The following is a 19212-nucleotide window of genomic DNA, read 5'->3' on the forward strand; positions in this document are numbered from 1 at the left end:
GGTCAGGGTGATTGCGGCGGTCGCGCTGGCCCGACAATGGGTGGTTTGGCCGCGGCAGGCTGCTCTGCCTTCTCGGGTGGCGGGTCACCGCGTCGGCGGACGCCACCGAGATCGAGGACCGGCTCGCGCGCGCCTTCCGCAATACCGGGACGTACGCCCAAGGCCGATCGCAGTCCCGATCCCGGCAGCATCTCTAACCGGAAATCGTCGGCGCGCCGCGTGCTCGGCAGAAAGACGCGCGCCTTCATACATTGCGCGAGGTCGGGTCGCTCGAACCGGTCGCAGTTCCACAAAGCCTTGTCGAAACCGCGCGCATTGTCGCGAAGATAGCTGAACGCCACGCGCTCCATGGTGCGCGCGTCGGTCGTCGCGGTGGCCGGAGTCTCGGCAGCGTCGGTCCATGCCAGCACCTTGCAATAGGGCCGGTCGCCACACAGGCGCAGTGCCCACCCGCTCCATTGCGCGGGCGCCAGACGCGGATCGAGCGTCACGAGAAAGCTGTCGGGGTCCGCCGCCGTTGGAGCGGGAAGCGCCGCGGTCTCGATCGATGCGGCAGCCTCGCCGTCATTTGCGGCGTCCGCCAGCGCGCCTTCGGCATGCGCGGGCGCAATCGAGGCGAGTTTGGCTATCGCCGGCTCGGCGCCCAGGTAGCGGCCGCGAAACGCCGGCGGCGTGCCCCACCATCCTGTCCAGCGGAAGAACAGATGCGTCTTGATCTCGACGATCTTGTCGAGGCTCGAGCTCCAATAGGGCACGACCCAGTTGGTATGGTAATGCGTGGCGGTGCCGACGGATTTGTCGACATAGCCCTTCAGTGCCGCCGTGGCGACCGCACGCGCACGCTCCCACGCGGCGTCCGAATAGCGGCGTCGCAGCGCGCCGTCGCAGGTGAAGGTGAACTGGCAGCCGGTACGCCGTTCGGCGCCCTGAAACACGACGCCGCAGACGCTCTTTGGAAAGGCCGGATGGCGGACGCGGTTGAGCACCACCTGCGCCACCGGGCGCTGCCCCTCAGTGTCGTCGCCGGCCTCGTACAGAACGGCAGCGGTGAGGCAATCCGCGGCGCGCGCGATGTCGGCTTCCGAGCCGGTGATGCGGAACGGTCGCGCGGGCAGATTGGGGGCGGTCGAGAAGGGGATCGATGCGTTGAACGTCTGCGCATCGTCAGGCGATACCGCGACGAAGGCGATCGGCTCGACCGGGGGCAGCTCGGCCGGCGGGATGACGCGGCGCGGCGCCTGCGCGATGCGCTGCTCGACGGCTATAATTGGCGGGGCGTTCGCGACGATCAGCGCGGGGATCGCGACGGCCGACAGCGAGAACGCTGTTAGCAGCCAGCGCAGGCGGCTCGATACCGTCGCCGGCGCAGCGGGCGCGGGAGTGATGAGGTCTTCGGAAAGGGCGCGTCGCTCGTGCATGGGCGGCGCGCCTTAGCCGATTTATCGTGGCGGTGGAAACGGGCGACGGCCGCCGCCCGATCCTAGCTGGCGATCAGGCGTCGATGCTGCGGCCGAGCGACGCGTTGACGAGGCCGCCGTCGACGGTGATCGTCTCGCCAACCACATAGTCGCCCGCTCGACTGGCGAGATAGATCGCGGCCGCCGCCATGTCCTCGGCCTCGCCGATGCGACCGGCGGGAATCGCCTTGGCCACTGCATCGCCATGGTCGCGCGCGGCCTTGTTCATGTCGCTGGCGAACGCGCCGGGCGCGATCGAGGTGACGTTGATCGCGTCGCCGATCAGCCGCGCGGCCATGCGCTTGGTGAGGTAGATCAGAGCTGATTTCGAGGCGTGATAGCTGTAGGTTTCCCAGCCGTTGAGCCGCATCCCGTCGATCGAGGTGATGTTGATGACCTTGGCGGGACGCTGACGGCTGGCGGCGCTCTTGAGCGCGGGATGGAGCGCCTGAGTGAGGAAGAAGGGCGACTTGACGTTGAGGTCCATCACCTTGTCCCAGCCCTTTTCCGGGAAGTCCTCGAACGGTTCGCCCCAAGCCGCACCGGCATTGTTGACGAGGATGTCGAGCGACGCCTCGCGCTCGGCGAGCTGGGCTGCAAGCGCCTTGCAGCCAGCGACGGTCGACACGTCCTGCGGCAATGCGTGGCAATTGTCGCCCAAGGCCTCGGCAGTCGCGATGCAGGCTTCGGCGCGGCGCGAGCTCACATAGACGCGCGCGCCCATCTTCACGAAGCCCTCGGCGATCATACGACCGATGCCGCGCGATCCGCCGGTCACCAGCGCGACGCGACCATCGAGGCGAAAAAGACTGTCGGTGTCGATCATCTGCATTGCTCCTCGCCGTTCCCGACTTTCCATGCGTGCCGGTTGATGTCGCCTTCGCTATAGCGCGCCGGCGTCAATCGCAAGCACATGGGGCATACCCGTTCTTCCAACTCTGCCGCGTTGACCTGTGAGGCGCCCCCTATATGGTCGCGCCGACCTGTACCGGAGTTGCCTGTGGCCGATACGCCTGCCTTGCCGCCCGTCCGCCGCGTCGGCACCACGACGACACTCGCCTACGGGTTCGGTGCGGTCGCCTATGGTATCAAGGACAATGGTTTCGGCACGTTCCTGCTGCTGTTCTACAATCAGGTGATGGGCCTGCCGTCGGCGCAAGTCGGCTTCGTCGTGATGTGCGCGCTGCTGCTCGACGCCTGCATCGACCCGGTGATCGGCATCGCATCGGATCGCACGCGCACGCGCTGGGGGCGGCGCCATCCCTGGATGTATTCGGCCGCGGTGCCGATCGCGCTCGGATGGCTGCTGCTGTGGAATCCACCCGAACTGAGTCCCGGCTGGACGCTCGCTTGGCTGTTCGGGGCGGCGGTGCTCGTGCGATCGGCGGTCAGCGCCTACGAGGTCCCGAGCCAGGCGCTGACGCCCGAGCTCACCGCCGATTACGACGAGCGCACGCGGATAACCGCCTATCGCTACATCTTCGGATGGGCGGCGGGCTTGCTGATGCTGCTGGCGGCGTACCAGATCTTCCTGGTGCCCGAGCCGGGGCAGGCCAACGGCCTGCTCAATCGCGACGGCTATACGGCGTTTGGAGCGACCGGGGCGGGCATCATGCTGGTGGCGATCCTCGTATCGGCGCTCGGCACGCATGCAGAGATCGCGCGGCTGCCGCGCCAGCCCGCGCCCAAGGGCGGCGTGCGCACGGCCTTTGCCGAGCTGCTGGCGGCGACGCGCAACCGGGCGTTTCTGATGCTGATGGCGGCGGGGCTGTTCGCCTATACCATCCAGGGCATCAGCTTCTCGCTGTCGAACTATCTTTACAGCTTCGTCTGGGAATTCGAGACCGCGACCTTCGGCTTGCTGGCCGGCGTGCTGTTCGTGGGCGTGGTTCTGGCGTTTCTCGGCGCGCCGGCGCTCGCCAAGCGGATCGGCAAGCCGCGCGCGGCGGCACTGTTGATCGCGACGGCGGGCACGCTTCAGGCGCTGCCCTTCGTGCTGCGGCTCGCGGGCTGGTTCCCAGCGCCCGGCGAGGCTGCGATGGTGCCGATCCTGTTCGGCATCTACATCGTCAACACGGCTGCCAGCATCGGTACCGCGATCCTCGGCGCGTCGATGATGGCCGACGTCGTCGAACATTCGGAGGTCGATACGGGGCGGCGCAGCGAAGGGGTTTTCTTTGCCGGCGCGTTCTTCGTGCAGAAGGCGACGGGCGGCGTCGGCATCTTCGTGTCGGGGCTGATCCTGGCAGCCGCGGGCTTCCCCGAGAATGCGACGCCGGGCGCGGTGCCGGCGGCGACGCTCGACTGGCTGACGATCCTGTTCGCGGGCACCTATTTCGCGCTGGCGATCACCGCGGCATGGCTGTTTCTGCGCTTTCCCTTCGGCCCTGCCGAGCACCGCGCGCGAATCGAGCGGCTGGCGCGCGCGGGCTGAGCCACACGAAAATGCCCGCCGGCGCTCATGGGGCGCCGACGGGCATCTTTCCTCCCCAGGAAAGCTCGAAAAGGGCCGGCCGCGCGCAAAGGGGGTGGGCGCGGACCGGCCAGGTGAAAGTCAGGCGGCCTGCTTGGCGAACTGGTCGGCCTCGGTCGATTCGGCGAGCGCGGTGGTCGAGCTGGTGCCGCCGGCCAGCGTGGTGGCGACGAGATCGAAATAGCCGGTACCGACCTCGCGCTGGTGGCGCGTGGCGGTGTAGCCATTGGCCTCGGCGGCGAATTCGGCCTGTTGCAGCTCGCTATAGGCAGCCATTCCGCGTGTCCGGTAGCCGCGCGCCAGCTCGAACATGCCGTAGTTGAGCTGGTGGAAGCCGGCGAGCGTGACGAACTGGAACTTGTAGCCCATCGCGCCGATCTCGCGCTGGAACCGGGCGATATCGTCCTTGTCGAGATTGGCTTCCCAGTTGAAGCTGGGCGAGCAGTTATAGGCGAGCATCTTGTTCGGATAGCGCGCCTTGATCGCTTCGGCGAAACGGCGGGCGTCGGCGAGATTGGGCTTCGAGGTCTCCCACCACAGCAGGTCGGCATGGGCTGCAAAGGCGAGGCCGCGCTGGATGCAGTGATCGACGCCGGTGCCGTCCTTGAGGCGGAAGAAGCCCTCGGGAGTGCGCTCGCCGGTGAGGAAGGGGTGGTCGCGCTCGTCGATGTCCGAGGTGATGAGGCGGGCGCTTTCGGCGTCGGTGCGCGCGCAGATGAGCGTCGGCACGCCGGCGACATCGGCAGCGAGGCGGGCGGCATCGAGGTTGCGGATATGCGCCTGCGTGGGGATGAGCACCTTGCCGCCGAGGTGGCCGCACTTCTTCTCGCTGGCGAGCTGGTCCTCGTAATGCACCCCGGCGACGCCGGCGGCGATATAGGCCTTCATGATCTCGTAGCAGTTGAGCGGCCCGCCGAAGCCGGCTTCGGCATCGGCGACGATCGGCGCGAACCAGTCGCGCGTGGCGCCGCCTTCGGCGTGCTCGATCTGGTCGGCGCGGGCCAGCGTGGCGTTGATCCGGCGGGCGAGCTCGGGGCCGGCATTGGCGGGATAGAGCGACTGGTCGGGATACATCTGCCCGGCGGTGTTGGCGTCGGCGGCGACCTGCCAGCCCGAGAGATAGATGGCCTTGAGACCGGCGCGGACCATCTGCATCGCCTGATTGCCCGAGAGCGCGCCGAGCGCGTGGACATAATCCTCGCTGTGTAGCAGTTCCCACAGCCGGTCGGCGCCGCGGCGGGCGAGCGTGTGCTCGATGGCGACCGAGCCGCGCAGCCGGGCGACGTCGGCGGGCGAGTAGGGGCGTTCGATGCCGTCGAAGCGGCCGGCGGGGGCGGGGATCAGCGCATCGAAGCTGGGCATTGTAACGTCCTTCACAACATCATCGGGTCGATGGTCCGTTTGTGCCGAAGTTGCCGCACAAAGCCATGATTGCATGGGCGAGAACGGGTCGTGCTGTCTTGCGCAGGCCAACAGCGATGGTAATGATGTAAATCCGTGACAAGGGGGTGCGACGCATGGGCGAAGGCAAGCTGATCGCGGGCCATGCGGTGCGGCGCGTGCGGCGGCAGGCGGGGCTGACACAGGCCGCGATGGCCGAGGCGCTGGGGATTTCGCCGAGCTATCTCAACCTTGTCGAGCGCAACCAGCGGCCGATCTCGGCGACGCTGCTGGTGCGACTGGCCGAGCGGTTCGACTTCGATGCGCGGGCGCTGGCGGCGGGCGAACCGGGGGGCGGCGCGGCAGCGCTGCGGCGGCGACTTGCCGATCCGATGTTCACCGATCTCGAAATCGACCGCGCCGAGATCGACGAATGGCTGGCCGCTGCACCCGGCGGTGCCGAGGCGTTTGCCCGCGTTTTCGACGCGCGGGGCGACGTGGCAACATCGGGCGAAAGCGTGCATTACGACGCGATCGCGCGCGAGGTGCGCGGCGCGATCGAGCATTGGCGCAACCATTTCGCCGACCTCGATGCCGCCGCCGAGGCGCTGGCCGACGAACTGCGGCTGGGCAGCGGCGATCTGGCGCAGGCGATTGCCGAGCGGCTGCGCACGCGGCACCAGCTTTCGGTACGCATCCTGCCCGCTGAGGTGATGCCCGATGCGCTCAAGCGGCTCGACCTGCACGCGCGCCAGTTGCAGCTCTCCGAAATGCTCGACGCCGCCTCGCGCAGCTTCGCGATGGCCGAGCGGCTGGCGGTGGAAGCCGGCGGCGAGATCGACGCGCTGGTGCGCGGCGCGGCGCTGGCAGACCGGACTGCCGAGCGCCTGTTTCGCCGCCACCTGACGGGCTATTTCGCCGCCGCGCTGATGATGCCCTATGCGCGCTTCCTACGCGCGTGCGAGGCGACGGGCTATGATATCGAGCTGCTGCAACGCCGCTTCGGCGCGGGCTTTGAGCAGGTGGCGCACCGGCTGACGACGTTGCAGCGCGTGGGCGCGCGCGGCCTGCCCTTCTTCATGCTGCGCGTCGACCGCGCCGGTCAGGTCTCCAAACGATATGCAGGCGCCAGTGCCTCGCCGCTGGTCGAGGGCGGGCTGTGTCCCTTGTGGGACCTGTTCGAGGCGTTCGCGCGGCCGGGCGACCTGATGGTGCAGCTTGTCGAGCACGAGGACACATCACGCTGGCTGACGATGGCGCGCACGGTGCAGCCGCAGGGCGCCCGCGCGGGCGGCGTGCGCGGACGCTTCGCGATCGGGCTGGGCGTGGCGGCAAGCGAGGCGGCGAGCCTCGCGGCGGCGCGCGGCATCGACCTTTATGGCCGCGCGGTGCCGATCGGCGCGGGGTGCCGTGCCTGCACGCGCCCGGCCTGCCCGCAGCGCAGTGCCGCGCCGGCGGGCCGCGCGCGCATCGTCAGCGATCGCGAGGCGGGGGTGACGCCGTTCGCGTTCGCGGGGGATTGAGGGGGCGGGGGCGGTCCTTCGATACGCCGGCTCGATAGGCGGCGGCACCGCTACTCGGCGACTGTTTAGGACGAACGGATAGGTGTGAAGGGGTTCGTGATCGCGAGGTGCGGAACCGGCGGCGTGGCGCGCCGTTGCGGTGCGATGGCGGATGATGGCGATTTCCAGAGCGTCGGTGAAATCCTCGATGCGATGCGGGACCTGGGCGAGAAGCAGGATCGCGTCGCCGTGGGCGACCTGTTCGAGACCTTCGGGCAGCGCAGCCACGGGCCGGCGCTGCTGGTACCCGCGCTGATCGAGATATCGCCGATCGGCGCGATTCCAGGAGTTCCGACGGCGCTGGCGATCATCCTCATCCTATTCGCGGTGCAGATCATGCTCGACCGCGACCATCTTTGGCTGCCGGGGTTGATCGAGCGACGATCGGTGCGCGGCGAGCGCGTTCAGGGGGCGGCCGACAAGTTGCGGGGTGTAGGGCGCTTCCTCGACCGCTGGTTCCACGGCCGGCTGACGCGCTTCACCGACGGGATATGGATGCGCGTGGCGGCGGGATGCGTGATCGTGCTGGCGCTCACCGTGCCCGCGCTCGAGCTGTTCCCTTTTGCCAGCACCGCGCCGATGGCGGCGATTGCGGCGTTCGGGCTGGCATTGCTGATGCACGACGGCGCGCTGATGCTGTTCGCCTATGGCGTCGCCGCCGCCGCGCTGGCGGGCGGGGCGGCGATCGTCGTTAGCGGCTGAACCTCAGACGCCGGCGTCGGTGAGGCGTGCGAGCTGATCGTCGTCGAGCTCGAGCGACCAGCTGGCGATGAGCGTGTCGAGCTGTTCGATGCTGGTGGCGCTGGCGATGGGCGCGGTGACGCCGGGTTGCGCGGCGAGCCAGGCGAGTGCGATCGCCGCAAGCGACGCGCCGGTCTCGGCAGCGACGCCGTCCATTGCTTCGAGCACGCGCGGGCCGTTGCCGTCGAGCAGCTTGCCCGCCATGCCGGCACGCGCGCGGCCTTCAAGATCGGCGCGGCTGCGGTACTTGCCCGTCAGGAATCCGGCGGCGAGCCCGAAATAGGGCAGCACGCCCAGATTGTGCGTGACGCACAGATCCTGCCGCTCGCCCTCGAAGCCGTGGCGCTCGACCAGATTATAATGCGGCTGGAACGCGCGATAATGCGGCAGATCGTGCTCGCGCGCGCAATCGAGCGCGGCCTTGAGGCGCATCGCGGTGAAGTTCGATGCGCCAATATGGCGGACCTTTCCCGCCGCGATCAGTGCGTCGAACGCGCCGAGCACATCGGCCTGCGGCACGGCTTCGTCGTCCTTGTGCGCATAATAGAGATCGATGCGGTCGACGCCCAATCGTTGCAGCGAAGCGTCGCACGCCGCGGCGATGCGCGCGGGCGCGAGGCCCGAGCCGCCCTCGCCATCGAGCATGCCCACCTTGGTGGCGATGAGCACGCGGTCGCGCTTGCCTGACTGGCGGAGCCAGCGGCCGAGCACGCTTTCGCTCTCGCCGCCCGAATGGCCTTCGATCCAAGCCGAATAGACATCGGCAGTGTCGATCATCGTGCCGCCGGCATCGACGAAGCGACCGAGGATGGCGAAGCTGTTGGCCTCGTCGGCGGTCCAGCCGAAGACGTTGCCGCCAAGCACGAGCGGCGGCGTGGTCATGTCGGTGGCGCCGATGGTGCGCATGGGGGTCATGGCTGGTCGCTTCCGTTGTCGAGCGCGTTGGCCGAGACGCTGTCGGGCTCGAGCATCGCGGCGGCTTCGTTGAGTTCGCGCGCCTCGCTCATCGTGACGCCGCCGGGGCCCGGATCATTCTCGCCGGGGCCGCAGGCGGCGAGCAGCGCGAGGGCGATGAGCGGCACGAAACGCATGGTTTGCTCCGAATGGCGAAAGGGCCGCGCCCCGAAGTGGAACGCGGCCCTCGATACAATCAGTCGATCTCGCGGATCAGCGCTCGAGTTCGCGGCCGGCTTCCTGAAGCTCCTGGCCGGCTTCGCGCTGCGCTTCGTCGGTCTCGGCGTCGATGCGATCGCCGGCATTCTCGAGCGACTGGCCGGCCTGGTCGACGGCGCGCTCGGCGGCGCCGAATGCTTCGTCGCTCGCCTGCTCGACGTCCTGCGCGGCTTCACCCATCGTATTCTCGACATCGGCGCCCACGGCATCGGCGGCCTGCTCGGTCTGCGTCTGCGCGTTCTCGCTGCAAGCGGCCACGCCCAGTGCTGCGACGAGCGCCAGCGGCATCACGATCGACTTCTTCATAGATCACATCCCTTTGTTGTGAAACTTGGCCCCTTCCGTCCGCTTGCACGAACGGCTGGCTGGTCAGCGTAGCGCCAGCGATCCGAAATAGTTCCATCTGCGAGGCGACTTCGCAATCATTGACCGCATATAAAGATATGTTTATATCTCTAAACCGATGAACCGGACTGCCGACATCTTTCAGGCCCTGGCCGACCCGACACGCCTTCGCGTGCTCGCGCTGCTGCGCTCCATGGAGCTTTCGGTGGGCGAGCTGGCACAGGTGCTGGGGCAGAGCCAGCCGCGTGTAAGCCGGCACGTAAAGATCCTGTGCGACATGGGGCTGGCCGAGCGGCGCAAGGAAGGCAGCTGGGTGTTCGTGGCGTTGGGCGCCGCCGATCGCGTGGCGCCGGTGTTCGCCGCGATCGACGCGTGGAGCGATGGCGTGCCCGATCCGTGGACGCTGGCCGACAGCGCGCGGCTGGCGGCGGTGCGCGCCGATCGCGCGGCGGCGGCGGCCGAGTGGTTCGAGGCCAATGCCGCGCAATGGGACGCGATCCGCGGGCTGCACGTCGCCGAGAGCGAGGTCGAGGCGGCGATGGCGCGTGTTCTGGGTGACGCGCGCGTGGGGCAGCTGATCGACATCGGCACGGGCACCGGGCGGATGCTCGAACTGTTCGCGCCTTCGGCCGAGCGCGCGCTGGGGATCGATCGCTCGTCGGAGATGCTGCGGCTGGCGCGCGTCAAGCTCGCCGAGCGCGGGCTGGCGCATGCCGAGCTGCGCCAGGCCGATCTCTATGCGCTGCCGATGGCCGATGCCGCCGCCGATGTGGCGATCGTCCATCATGTGCTGCATTTCGCGCAGCAGCCGGGTGCCGCGATTGCCGAGGCGGCGCGCGTGCTGGCGCCCGGCGGGCGGCTGCTGATCGTCGATTTCGCCGCGCACGAGCGCGAGGAACTGCGCACGCGCGACAATCATGCGCGGCTGGGCTTTTCCGACGAGCAGATCCTCGGCTGGGGCGATGCCGCCGGGCTGGCGCCGGTGCGGACCGAAACGCTCGAGGGTGGCGAACTGACGGTGCAATTGTGGTTGCTGCGCAAACGGGGCGCGGCACGGCTGGAGGTACAGGCGGCATGACGCTTTCGCTGGGGCAGCTCGAGGAGGCGCGGCGCGCCCTCGACGCGCCGCTGTTTGCCGATGTGGCGGGCGACGCGCATGTGTCGTTCGAGTTCTTCCCGCCCAAGACCGACCGGATGGAAGCCGCGATGTGGGACGCGGTACAGACGCTGGCACCGCTCGGGCCGCGCTTCGCGAGCGTAACCTATGGCGCGGGCGGCACCACGCGCGACCGCACGCACGGCACCGTTGCGCGGATCGCGCGCGAGACGAGCGTGCCGGCAGCGGCGCACCTGACCTGCGTCGACGCCAGCCGCGACGAGGTGGATGCAGTGGCGCGCGAATATTGGGCGGCGGGCGTGCGCCATGTGGTGGCGCTGCGCGGCGACCCGCCGACGATGAGCGAGCGCTTCGTGCCGCACCCCAAGGGCTATGCGAATGCCGCCGATCTGGTGGCGGGGCTCAAGCGGCTGCACCCGTTCGAGATATCGGTCGCGGCATACCCCGAACGGCATCCCGATTCGGCGAACGACGATGCCGATCTCGACAACCTCAAGCGCAAGCTCGATGCCGGCGCGAGCCGCGCACTGACGCAGTTCTTCTTCGAGCCCGAGACCTTCTTCCGCTTCCGCGACCGCGCGGCGGCGGCGGGGATCGGCGCCGAGATCGTGCCGGGCATCCTGCCCGTCTCGAACTTCGCGCAGACGCGCAAGTTCGCCGGGCTGTGCGGGGCGGCGATCCCCGACTGGATGGGCCGGCTGTTCGAAGGGCTCGACGATCATCCCGCCGCGCGCCAGCTGGTGGCGGCGACGATCGCCGCCGAGATGTGCCGCAAGCTCTATGCCGGCGGCGTGCGCCACTTCCATTTCTACACGCTCAACCGCGCCGAGCTGAGCTATGCGATCTGCCACCTGCTGGGCCTGCGCCCGCAGGCCGGCGAAGCGCGCGCGGCGGCCTAGGACATCGACATGACGACTGCACGCGACCGCCTGTTCGCCGAGGCTGCCCGGCGTATCCTGATTACCGACGGGGCGTTCGGCACCGAAATCCAGAACTGGAAGCTGGGCGAGGCGGCCTATGCCGGCGAGCTTGGTCTTGCCCACGACCAGAAGGGCAACAACGACATTCTGGCGCTGACGATGCCCGAGGTGCCGCGCAAGATCACGCAGGCCTATCTGGAGGCGGGCGCCGATATCGTCTCGACCAACACGTTCAGCGCCAACCGGATCAGCCAGGCCGATTACGGCGCCGAGCATCTGGTACGCGAGATCAACATCGCCTCGGCGCGGATCGCGCGCGAGGCGGCGGACGCGGCCGAAGCCGCGGATGGTCGGCCGCGTTTCGTGGCGGGCGCGATCGGGCCGACGAACAAGACGCTCTCGCTCAGCCCCGACGTCAACGATCCGGGCTATCGCGAGATCGACTTCGACCATCTGAAGCAGGTGTATCGCGAGCAGGTCGACGCGCTGGTCGAGGGCGGCGCCGATTTCATCCTGATCGAGACGATCTTCGACACGCTCAACGCCAAGGCAGGCATCATGGCGACGATCGAGGCGGGCGAGGCACTGGGGCGCGAGGTGCCGCTGATGCTCTCGATGACGCTCACCGATCTCTCGGGGCGCAACCTCTCGGGCCATACCGTCGAGGCGTTCTGGCATGCGGTGCGCCATGCGCGGCCGGTGACGATCGGGCTCAATTGCTCGTTCGGCGCCGAGCAGCTTCGCCCGCATGTCGCGACGCTGGCCAAGCTCGCCGACACGCTGGTGATGGTCTATCCCAACGCCGGCCTGCCCAACGAGCTGGGCGAATATGACGAAGCGCCCGCGACTACGGCCGCGCTGGTGGGCGAGTGGGCCGGGGCGGGGCAGGTCAACGTGCTGGGTGGCTGCTGCGGGTCGACGCCGGCGCACATCGCCGCGATCGCGCGGGGCGTGGCGGGGTTGGCACCGCGCTCGCTACCACGGCCGCCGGTGGTGACGCGGCTCGCCGGGCTCGAGCCGTTCACGATGGCGGCATAGCCTCACTGCGATCACCGTTCGTCCCGAGCGAAGTCGAGGGGCGGAGCCGAGCGGAGCCGAGGCATCTCGCTGCGCTCGAAACGGTGTCTCGACTTCGCTCGACACGAACGGATTTGATGTGAACGCGCAGACTGCCCCAACCCCCATCTTCGTCAATGTCGGCGAGCGGACCAACGTGACCGGATCGGCGCGCTTCAAGAAGCTCGTCATGGCGGGCGACTATGCCGCCGCGGTCGAGGTGGCGCGCCAGCAGGTCGAGAACGGCGCGCAGGTGATCGACGTCAACATGGACGAGGGACTGCTCGACGCCGTCGAGGCGATGACGACGTTCCTCAAGCTCATCCAGGCCGAGCCCGACATCGCGCGCGTGCCGGTGATGGTCGATTCGTCGAAGTGGGACGTGATCGAGGCGGGGCTGAAATGCGTGAGCGGCAAGCCGATCGTCAATTCGATCAGCATGAAGGAAGGCGAGGCGGCGTTCCTCGAGCAGGCGCGAAAATGCATGGCCTATGGCGCCGCCGTGGTGGTGATGGCGTTCGACGAGGTGGGGCAGGCCGACACCAAGGACCGCAAGGTCGAGATCTGCGAGCGCGCCTACAAGCTGCTGACGGGCATCGGCTTTCCGCCCGAGGACATCATCTTCGACCCCAACATCTTCGCGGTGGCGACGGGGATCGAGGAGCATGACAATTACGCCGTCGACTTCATCGAGGCGTGCCGCGAGATCAAGGCGCGCTGCCCGCATGTGCATATCTCGGGCGGGCTGTCGAACCTGTCGTTCAGCTTCCGCGGTAACGAGCCGGTGCGCCGTGCGATGCATTCGGTGTTCCTCTACCATGCCATTCCGGCGGGGATGGACATGGGCATCGTCAATGCCGGGCAGCTCGACGTGTACGACGCGATCGACGCCGAGCTGCGCGACGCCTGCGAGGACGTGATCCTCAACCGCGATCCGCAGGCGGGCGAGCGGCTGGTGGCACTCGCCGAGAAATATCGCGGCACCGATGCGGTGGCCGAGAAGGCGGCGCAGGAATGGCGCGGGTTCGAGGTTTCCAAGCGGCTCGAATATGCGCTGGTCAAAGGCATCGACGCACATGTCGTCGAGGATACCGAGGAGATGCGCCTCGCGATGGCGGCGCGCGGCGGCCGGCCGATCGAAGTGATCGAGGGGCCGTTGATGGACGGCATGAACGTGGTGGGCGACCTGTTCGGCTCGGGCCGGATGTTCCTGCCGCAGGTGGTGAAATCGGCGCGCGTGATGAAGAAGGCGGTGGCGCACCTGCTGCCCTATATCGAGGCGGCCAAGGAGCCCGGCGCGCGCGGCAAGGGTCGCGTGGTGATGGCGACCGTGAAGGGCGACGTCCACGATATCGGCAAGAACATCGTCGGCGTGGTGCTCCAGTGCAACGGCTTCGAGGTGATCGACCTCGGCGTGATGGTGCCGTGGTCGAAGATCCTCGAGGCGGCGAACGAGAACGATGCCGACATGATCGGGCTGTCGGGGCTCATCACGCCGAGCCTCGACGAGATGGTGACGGTGGCCGAGGAGATGCAGCGCGCAGGCATGGACGTGCCGCTGCTGATCGGCGGGGCGACGACATCGAAGGTGCATACCGCGCTGCGCATCGCGCCGGCGTACACGGGGCCGGTAGTGCATGTGCTCGACGCGAGCCGCGCGGTAGGCGTGGCGACGACCTTGGTAAGCGATACGCAGCGCGACGATTTCGTCGCCAAGGTGAGCGACGAATATGAAGCGGTGCGCGTGGCGCGCGCGGGCAAGGGCCAAAGTACGCTGGTGCCGATCGAGGCGGCGCGCGCCAATGGCTTCGTCGCCGACTTCGCGCTCAAGCCCGCGGCGCCGAAGCAGCCGGGGCTGCACGTGTTCGACGACTGGGACCTGGCCGATCTGCGCGAGGTGATCGACTGGACGCCGTTCTTCCGATCATGGGAGCTGGCGGGCAATTATCCTGCGATCCTGAGCGACGATGTGGTGGGCGAGAGCGCGAGCGCGCTGTTCGCCGACGCGCAGGCGATGCTCGATACGATCATCGCCGAGAAATGGCTGACCGCGCGCGGCGTGGCGGGGCTGTGGCCGTGCCGGCGCGAGGGCGACGATGTGGTGGTGTCAAGCACCTCCCCGGAACGGGGAGGGGGACCGCTCGCCGAAGGCGAGGGGTGGAGGGGTGCTGCGGCGGGCGATGCCGTGGCGGCCGAACCCCTCCACCACCAGTTGGCGGCTGGCGGTCCCCCTCCCCGTGCCGGGGAGGTATTGGAGACGCGCTTTCCCTTTCTGCGCCAGCAGGTGGCGAAGCGCGAGGGCCGGGCGAACATGTGCCTCGCCGACTTCGTCGATCGCGCGGGCGACTGGATCGGCGGCTTCGCGGTGGGCATCCACGGCATCGACGCGCATATCGCGCGCTTCAAGGCGGGGCATGACGATTATCAGGACATCCTGCTGAAGGCGCTGGCCGACCGGCTGGCCGAAGCCTTTGCCGAGCGGCTGCACCAGCATGTGCGCACGACCTTGTGGGGCTATGCCGAGGGCGAGCAGCTGACCAACGAAGCGCTGATCCGCGAACAGTATCGCGGCATCCGCCCGGCGCCGGGCTATCCCGCATGTCCCGATCATTCGGCCAAGCCGGTGCTGTTCGACCTGCTCGACGCGCCCGCCAATGCCGGGCTGACGCTGACCGAAAGCTTCGCGATGCTGCCGACGGCGGCGGTATCGGGCTTCTATTTCGGCCACCCGGAGGCGGCCTATTTCGGCGTCGCGCGCGTGGGGCGCGACCAGCTTGAGGACTATGCCGCGCGGCGCGGGGTGGACCTGGCGACGGCGGAGCGGTGGCTACGGCCCAATCTGGACTGACGTGACATACCTCCCGGCACGGGGAGGGGAACCATGCGCAGCATGGTGGAGGGGGCGGGCCACGGGCGCTGTGTTTGCGGCGGCGCTCCCTCCACCACGCCGCTACGCGTCGCGGTCCCCCTCCCCGTGCCGGGGAGGATCAGGCACGCCGCAGCCTCGGCGCGACCATCGGTACCGTCAGCATCGTGCTCGCCACCGCCATCAAGAGCAGTGCGGTGAAGGTGGCGCTGGTGATGATCTGGCGGTCGAGCAGGATGTTGGCGAAGACGATCATTATGAGCGCCTTGGTCTGGAGCAGCCAGCCGATCGTCAGCGCCTCGCCCTTGGCCCAGCCGAGGATGCGGCCGGCGAGCGCGACGCCGGCGAGCTTGCCGCCGACCGAGGCGACAAGCAGGAGTCCGGCGGCGGCGAATACCGCGATGCCGCCGACATCCCATTGCGTGCGCAGGCCGGTCGAGAGGAAGAAGACGGGCATCAGTACCAGCAACAGCGTGTCGCGGAATTCGTCCATGCGGCGCTGGTCGAACCAGTGGCCGTCGAGCACGGCGCCGGCGAGGAAAGCGCCAACCATGTAATGGATGCCCGCCCAGTCGGCGGCGAGGCCGCAGGCGGCCAGCCAGATCGGCAGCGCGTACCAGCGATCGCGCTCGTCGATCGCGCGCATCAGCCGGCGCATCGCCCAGGCTACCAGCGCGAAGCCGATCAGGAACATCGCCTGCCGGCCGACGCGTTCCCAATCGAGCAGGATGAGCGCGAGCACGCCCCAGATCGCGATGTCGTCGAGGCTGGCATAGCGCAGGATGCGCTGGCCGAGCGGGGCGCGCAAGATGGCAAGCTTGTCCATCAGCAGCACGAGGATGGGCAGCGCGGTGACGGCACACGCCATGCCGATGCCGAGCACCACCTGCCACGCCGCCGCCGCCGGCCCCGCCCAGCCGGGAAAGCGCAGCATCACCGCCGCCGCCGCCGCGCCGGCAAGCAGCGGCACGACGAGCGCGAGGCCGGCGGTCACGCCCGTCTCGCGGCGCTGGCGCCACGCCTGCGACAGATCGAGCTCGAGCCCGGCGACGAACACGAACAGCATCACCGCCCACCACGCAATGCCATTGAGCGCGGCGATGACGTCGGCGCGGAACACGAAGGCGTAGTAATCGGGAAAGGCGGCGCCGAGCACGCCCGGCCCCAGCAGGATGCCGCCGACGATCTGCACCACCACCAGCGGCGCCCAGTAATCGGTGCGCAGCAGCCGCCAGACGAGGAACGGCGCACCGAAGATCAGCAGCATCGCCAGCAGGAATATCTCGGTCGTCGTCATCGCAGCCCCCGCCGGCAGCGTTAGCCGCTTGCCGGGGCCGTGCAAGCCGGTACATGCTGGCGCGAAACGGGGGAGCGGGCCTGCATGGCGAACGAGGCGATGGCGGACGGGATTGTGGGCAGCGACACGCCCGAGCCCTCGGCCAAGGACATTCGGCTGGTGATCGGCGCATCGTCGCTCGGCACGGTGTTCGAATGGTACGACTTCTTCATCTACGGCACGCTCGCCGCCTCGGGCATCATCGGGCGGACCTTCTTTCCCGCGGGTTCCGAAGTGATGCAGGCGCTGCTCGCCTGGGCGGGCTTTGCCGTGGGCTTCGGCTTCCGGCCGCTGGGTGCCATCCTGTTCGGCTATCTGGGCGACAAGCTGGGGCGCAAATATACCTTCCTCGTCACCATCACGCTGATGGGCGTGGCGACCGCGGGCGTCGGACTGGTGCCCTCGGCCGCGGCGATCGGGCTGGCGGCGCCGGCGCTCATCATCCTGCTGCGCATCGCGCAGGGGCTGGCGCTGGGCGGCGAATATGGTGGCGCCGCGATCTACGTCGCCGAGCATTCGCCGGCGCGCAAGCGTGGTTTCTACACCAGCTTCATTCAGGCCAGCGTGGCGGGCGGCTTCATACTGAGCCTGGTCGTGGTGCTCGGCTTCAAGGGCGCGATGAGCGATGCGGCGTGGCTCGACTGGGGATGGCGGCTGCCCTTCCTGTTCTCGATCGTGCTGCTGGCGGTTTCGCTCTGGATGCGCCTCAAGCTGTCCGAGAGCCCGGTGTTCAAGGCGATGAAGGCCAAGGGATCGCTGGCGAAGAACCCCTTCCTCGAGAGCTTCACCTATCCGGGCAACCCCAAGCGGCTGTTCGTCGCGCTGTTCGGCATCGCGGCGGGGCTGACGGTCATCTGGTACACCGCGATGTTCACCGTGCTGAGCTTCCTGACCGGGCCGCTGCGCGTGGAGGAGACGACGGCGCAGCTCATCACCGGCGGCGGCGCGGCGGCGGGGCTGTTCTGGTTCGTGTTCTTCGGCAAGCTTTCGGACAGGGTGGGGCGCAAGCTGCCCATCGTGATCGGCATGATCGCCACCTTGTTCTTCCTGTTCCCGCTGTTCTGGATCATCGGCCAGGCGGCCAATCCGGGGCTCGCCGCCGCGGCCGAGCGGGCACCCGTGGTGGTGATGGGCCCGGCCTGCGCCTATGATCCCTTTGCCGCGACGCAGGCCGATGCATGCGGCCGCGTGCTCGATCACCTCTCGAAGAAGGGCGTCGCCTACACCAAGGCGGAGGCGGGCGTGGTGCGCGTGTCGGTGGGGGGAACGCCGGTGGTCGATACCAGCCCGGCGGGGCTCGATGCCGCGCTCGAGGCAGCGGGCTATGATCTCGACCGAGTCATTCCCTCGGGCGGCAATCTGGTGGTGATCCTGCTGGCGATCGTCGGGCTCAGCGCCTTGTCGGGCGCGACCTACGGTCCCGTCGCGGCAGTGCTGACCGAGATGTTCCCGCCGAGCATCCGCTACAGCTCGATGTCGATCCCCTATCATATCGGCACGGGCTATTTCGGCGGCTTCCTGCCGTTCATCAGCCAGTATATCGTCGCGCGCACGGGCGATCCCTATGCCGGGCTCTGGTACACCTGGGCGGTGGTGCTGATGGCGCTGATCGTCACCGCATGGGGGCTGAAGGAGACGCTCGGGCGCCCGTCGCCCGAATGAGCGCGCCTGCATGACTGCGATTGCACGGGCCGCGACACGCGCCTAACCGGGCGCGATGATGGACGTTCCCGCGCCGCTGCGCCTTGCGATCGACGACGATGCGCTCGCCGCCAACTGGCGCGCGATGGCGCGGCTGAGCCGCGATGCGGCGTGCGGCGCGGCGGTGAAGGCCGACGGCTATGGGCTGGGCGCGCGCCACGTGGTGCGCGTGCTGGCGGCGGCGGGGTGCCGCGACTTCTTCGTCGCGACGTGGAGCGAGGTCGCCGCGATCGCCGACCTGATCGCGGGCCACGACTTGCGCCTCTCGGTACTGCACGGCGTGCGCGACGAGGACATGGCGGCGGCGACGACGCTTCCCGCGCGCCCGGTGCTCAACACGCCGCAACAGGTGGCGCGCTGGCGCGAGGGCGGCGGCGGTCGCGCGTGCGACGTGATGGTCGATACCGGGATGCATCGGCTGGGCGTGGCGGCGGGCGATGTCGCGGGAGGGCTGTTGGCGGGGCTCGCGATCGATACGCTGATGAGCCATCTGGCGTGCGCCGACGAGCCGTCGCCGATGAACATGGTACAGCGCGATGCGCTTGCCGCGCTGGCAGGCAGCACCGATGCGGTACGGCTGAGCCTCGCCAATTCGGCCGGCGTCACGCTGGGGCGCGACTATCGTTTCGGCCTGACGCGGCCGGGGCTGGCGCTCTATGGCGGCGAGCCATGCGCGGCGCTCAGCGGTGTGGTGCGGCAGGTGGTGCGGCCGCAGGCGCAGATATTGCAGCGCCGCTGCGTGCGCGCCGGCGGGGCGGTGGGCTACAACGCCACCTGGACCGCGCCGGTCGATACCGAAGTGGCGATCCTCAACCTGGGCTATGCCGACGGCTATCTGCGCGGCTTTTCAGGCCGAGGCGCGGCACGATGTGACGACGCGCGCCTGCCGGTGATCGGCCGCGTATCGATGGACCTGACCGCGATCGACGTGACGAACGCCGCGCATCTGGCCGAAGGCGATTGGGTGGAGATCGACTACCACCTGCCAAGCGCCGCGGCGGCGAGCGGGCTGTCGCAGTATGAATTGCTGACGGGGCTGGGAATACGGTTCGACCGACGCGCGGCATGAAAAAGGGGGCCGCTGT

General features: G+C 68.7%; 16 protein-coding genes. 9 read left to right on the top strand and 7 right to left on the bottom strand.

What is annotated here, in order from left to right:
• Positions 1-2: 2 nt before the first annotated feature.
• Both FBR43_RS05780 and FBR43_RS05785 read right to left on the bottom strand, forming a co-directional pair.
• A complete protein-coding gene (locus tag FBR43_RS05780) occupies positions 3-1418 on the bottom strand; it encodes a cell wall hydrolase (RefSeq protein WP_169542514.1) in 1416 nt (471 codons plus the stop codon).
• Positions 1419-1491: 73 nt separating this feature from the next.
• On the bottom strand, positions 1492-2280 hold the full coding sequence (locus FBR43_RS05785; RefSeq protein WP_136944055.1) for an SDR family oxidoreductase: 789 nt from the start codon (positions 2278-2280) through the stop codon (positions 1492-1494).
• A gap of 177 nt (positions 2281-2457) precedes the next feature.
• Between FBR43_RS05785 and FBR43_RS05790 the strand changes: the two genes are divergently transcribed.
• Positions 2458-3891: an MFS transporter gene (locus tag FBR43_RS05790; RefSeq protein WP_249276471.1), complete on the top strand. Its 1434-nt coding sequence runs from the start codon at positions 2458-2460 to the stop codon at positions 3889-3891.
• A gap of 120 nt (positions 3892-4011) precedes the next feature.
• Here FBR43_RS05790 and aceA read toward each other — a convergent pair whose 3' ends face one another.
• Positions 4012-5292: an isocitrate lyase gene (gene aceA / locus FBR43_RS05795; protein ID WP_136942268.1), complete on the bottom strand. Its 1281-nt coding sequence runs from the start codon at positions 5290-5292 to the stop codon at positions 4012-4014.
• 155 nt (positions 5293-5447) lie between these two features.
• Here aceA and FBR43_RS05800 point away from each other — a divergent pair, with 155 nt between their 5' ends.
• On the top strand, positions 5448-6833 hold the full coding sequence (locus tag FBR43_RS05800) for a helix-turn-helix domain-containing protein (RefSeq protein WP_136942269.1): 1386 nt from the start codon (positions 5448-5450) through the stop codon (positions 6831-6833).
• 123 nt (positions 6834-6956) lie between these two features.
• On the top strand, positions 6957-7574 hold the full coding sequence (locus tag FBR43_RS05805) for an exopolysaccharide biosynthesis protein (protein WP_249276472.1): 618 nt from the start codon (positions 6957-6959) through the stop codon (positions 7572-7574).
• Positions 7575-7577: 3 nt separating this feature from the next.
• Here the strand turns inward: FBR43_RS05805 and FBR43_RS05810 are convergent, their stop codons facing one another.
• The 3 genes from FBR43_RS05810 to FBR43_RS05820 form a co-directional block, all read right to left on the bottom strand.
• The gene (locus FBR43_RS05810; RefSeq protein ID WP_136942270.1) at positions 7578-8528 is read right to left on the bottom strand and encodes an aldo/keto reductase; all 951 of its coding nucleotides are present in this window, start codon (positions 8526-8528) and stop codon (positions 7578-7580) included.
• On the bottom strand, positions 8525-8704 hold the full coding sequence (locus FBR43_RS05815) for a hypothetical protein (protein ID WP_136942271.1): 180 nt from the start codon (positions 8702-8704) through the stop codon (positions 8525-8527). The genes FBR43_RS05810 and FBR43_RS05815 overlap by 4 nt, the downstream gene beginning before the upstream one ends.
• 76 nt (positions 8705-8780) lie before the next feature.
• Positions 8781-9092, bottom strand: coding sequence for a hypothetical protein (locus tag FBR43_RS05820; RefSeq protein ID WP_136942272.1), 312 nt, complete (start codon positions 9090-9092; stop codon positions 8781-8783).
• Between the two features lie 157 nt (positions 9093-9249).
• Between FBR43_RS05820 and FBR43_RS05825 the strand changes: the two genes are divergently transcribed.
• From FBR43_RS05825 to metH, 4 genes are all read left to right on the top strand, one after another.
• Positions 9250-10209 carry an ArsR/SmtB family transcription factor gene (locus FBR43_RS05825; protein WP_136942273.1) on the top strand — a complete coding sequence of 320 codons (960 nt, stop codon included), beginning with the start codon at positions 9250-9252 and terminating at the stop codon, positions 10207-10209.
• A complete protein-coding gene (gene metF, locus FBR43_RS05830; RefSeq protein WP_136942274.1) occupies positions 10206-11147 on the top strand; it encodes a methylenetetrahydrofolate reductase [NAD(P)H] in 942 nt (313 codons plus the stop codon). Before FBR43_RS05825 ends, metF begins: the two co-directional genes overlap by 4 nt.
• 9 nt (positions 11148-11156) lie before the next feature.
• Positions 11157-12206 carry a homocysteine S-methyltransferase family protein gene (locus FBR43_RS05835; RefSeq protein ID WP_136942275.1) on the top strand — a complete coding sequence of 350 codons (1050 nt, stop codon included), beginning with the start codon at positions 11157-11159 and terminating at the stop codon, positions 12204-12206.
• A gap of 118 nt (positions 12207-12324) precedes the next feature.
• Positions 12325-15072 carry a methionine synthase gene (gene metH / locus FBR43_RS05840; RefSeq protein WP_136942276.1) on the top strand — a complete coding sequence of 916 codons (2748 nt, stop codon included), beginning with the start codon at positions 12325-12327 and terminating at the stop codon, positions 15070-15072.
• A 139-nt stretch (positions 15073-15211) separates the two neighbouring features.
• Here the strand turns inward: metH and FBR43_RS05845 are convergent, their stop codons facing one another.
• A complete protein-coding gene (locus FBR43_RS05845; RefSeq protein ID WP_136942277.1) occupies positions 15212-16387 on the bottom strand; it encodes a cation:proton antiporter in 1176 nt (391 codons plus the stop codon).
• A gap of 84 nt (positions 16388-16471) precedes the next feature.
• Here FBR43_RS05845 and FBR43_RS05850 point away from each other — a divergent pair, with 84 nt between their 5' ends.
• Together FBR43_RS05850 and FBR43_RS05855 are read left to right on the top strand one after the other, a co-directional pair.
• Entirely contained in the window at positions 16472-18088 is a 1617-nt protein-coding gene (locus FBR43_RS05850; protein ID WP_249276473.1) for an MFS transporter, read from the top strand.
• A 55-nt stretch (positions 18089-18143) separates the two neighbouring features.
• Entirely contained in the window at positions 18144-19196 is a 1053-nt protein-coding gene (locus FBR43_RS05855) for an alanine racemase (RefSeq protein ID WP_136942278.1), read from the top strand.
• Positions 19197-19212 lie beyond the last annotated feature (16 nt).

The sequence above is a fragment of the Sphingomonas baiyangensis genome, assembly GCF_005144715.1.
Classification (GTDB): Bacteria; Pseudomonadota; Alphaproteobacteria; order Sphingomonadales; family Sphingomonadaceae; genus Sphingomonas; species Sphingomonas baiyangensis.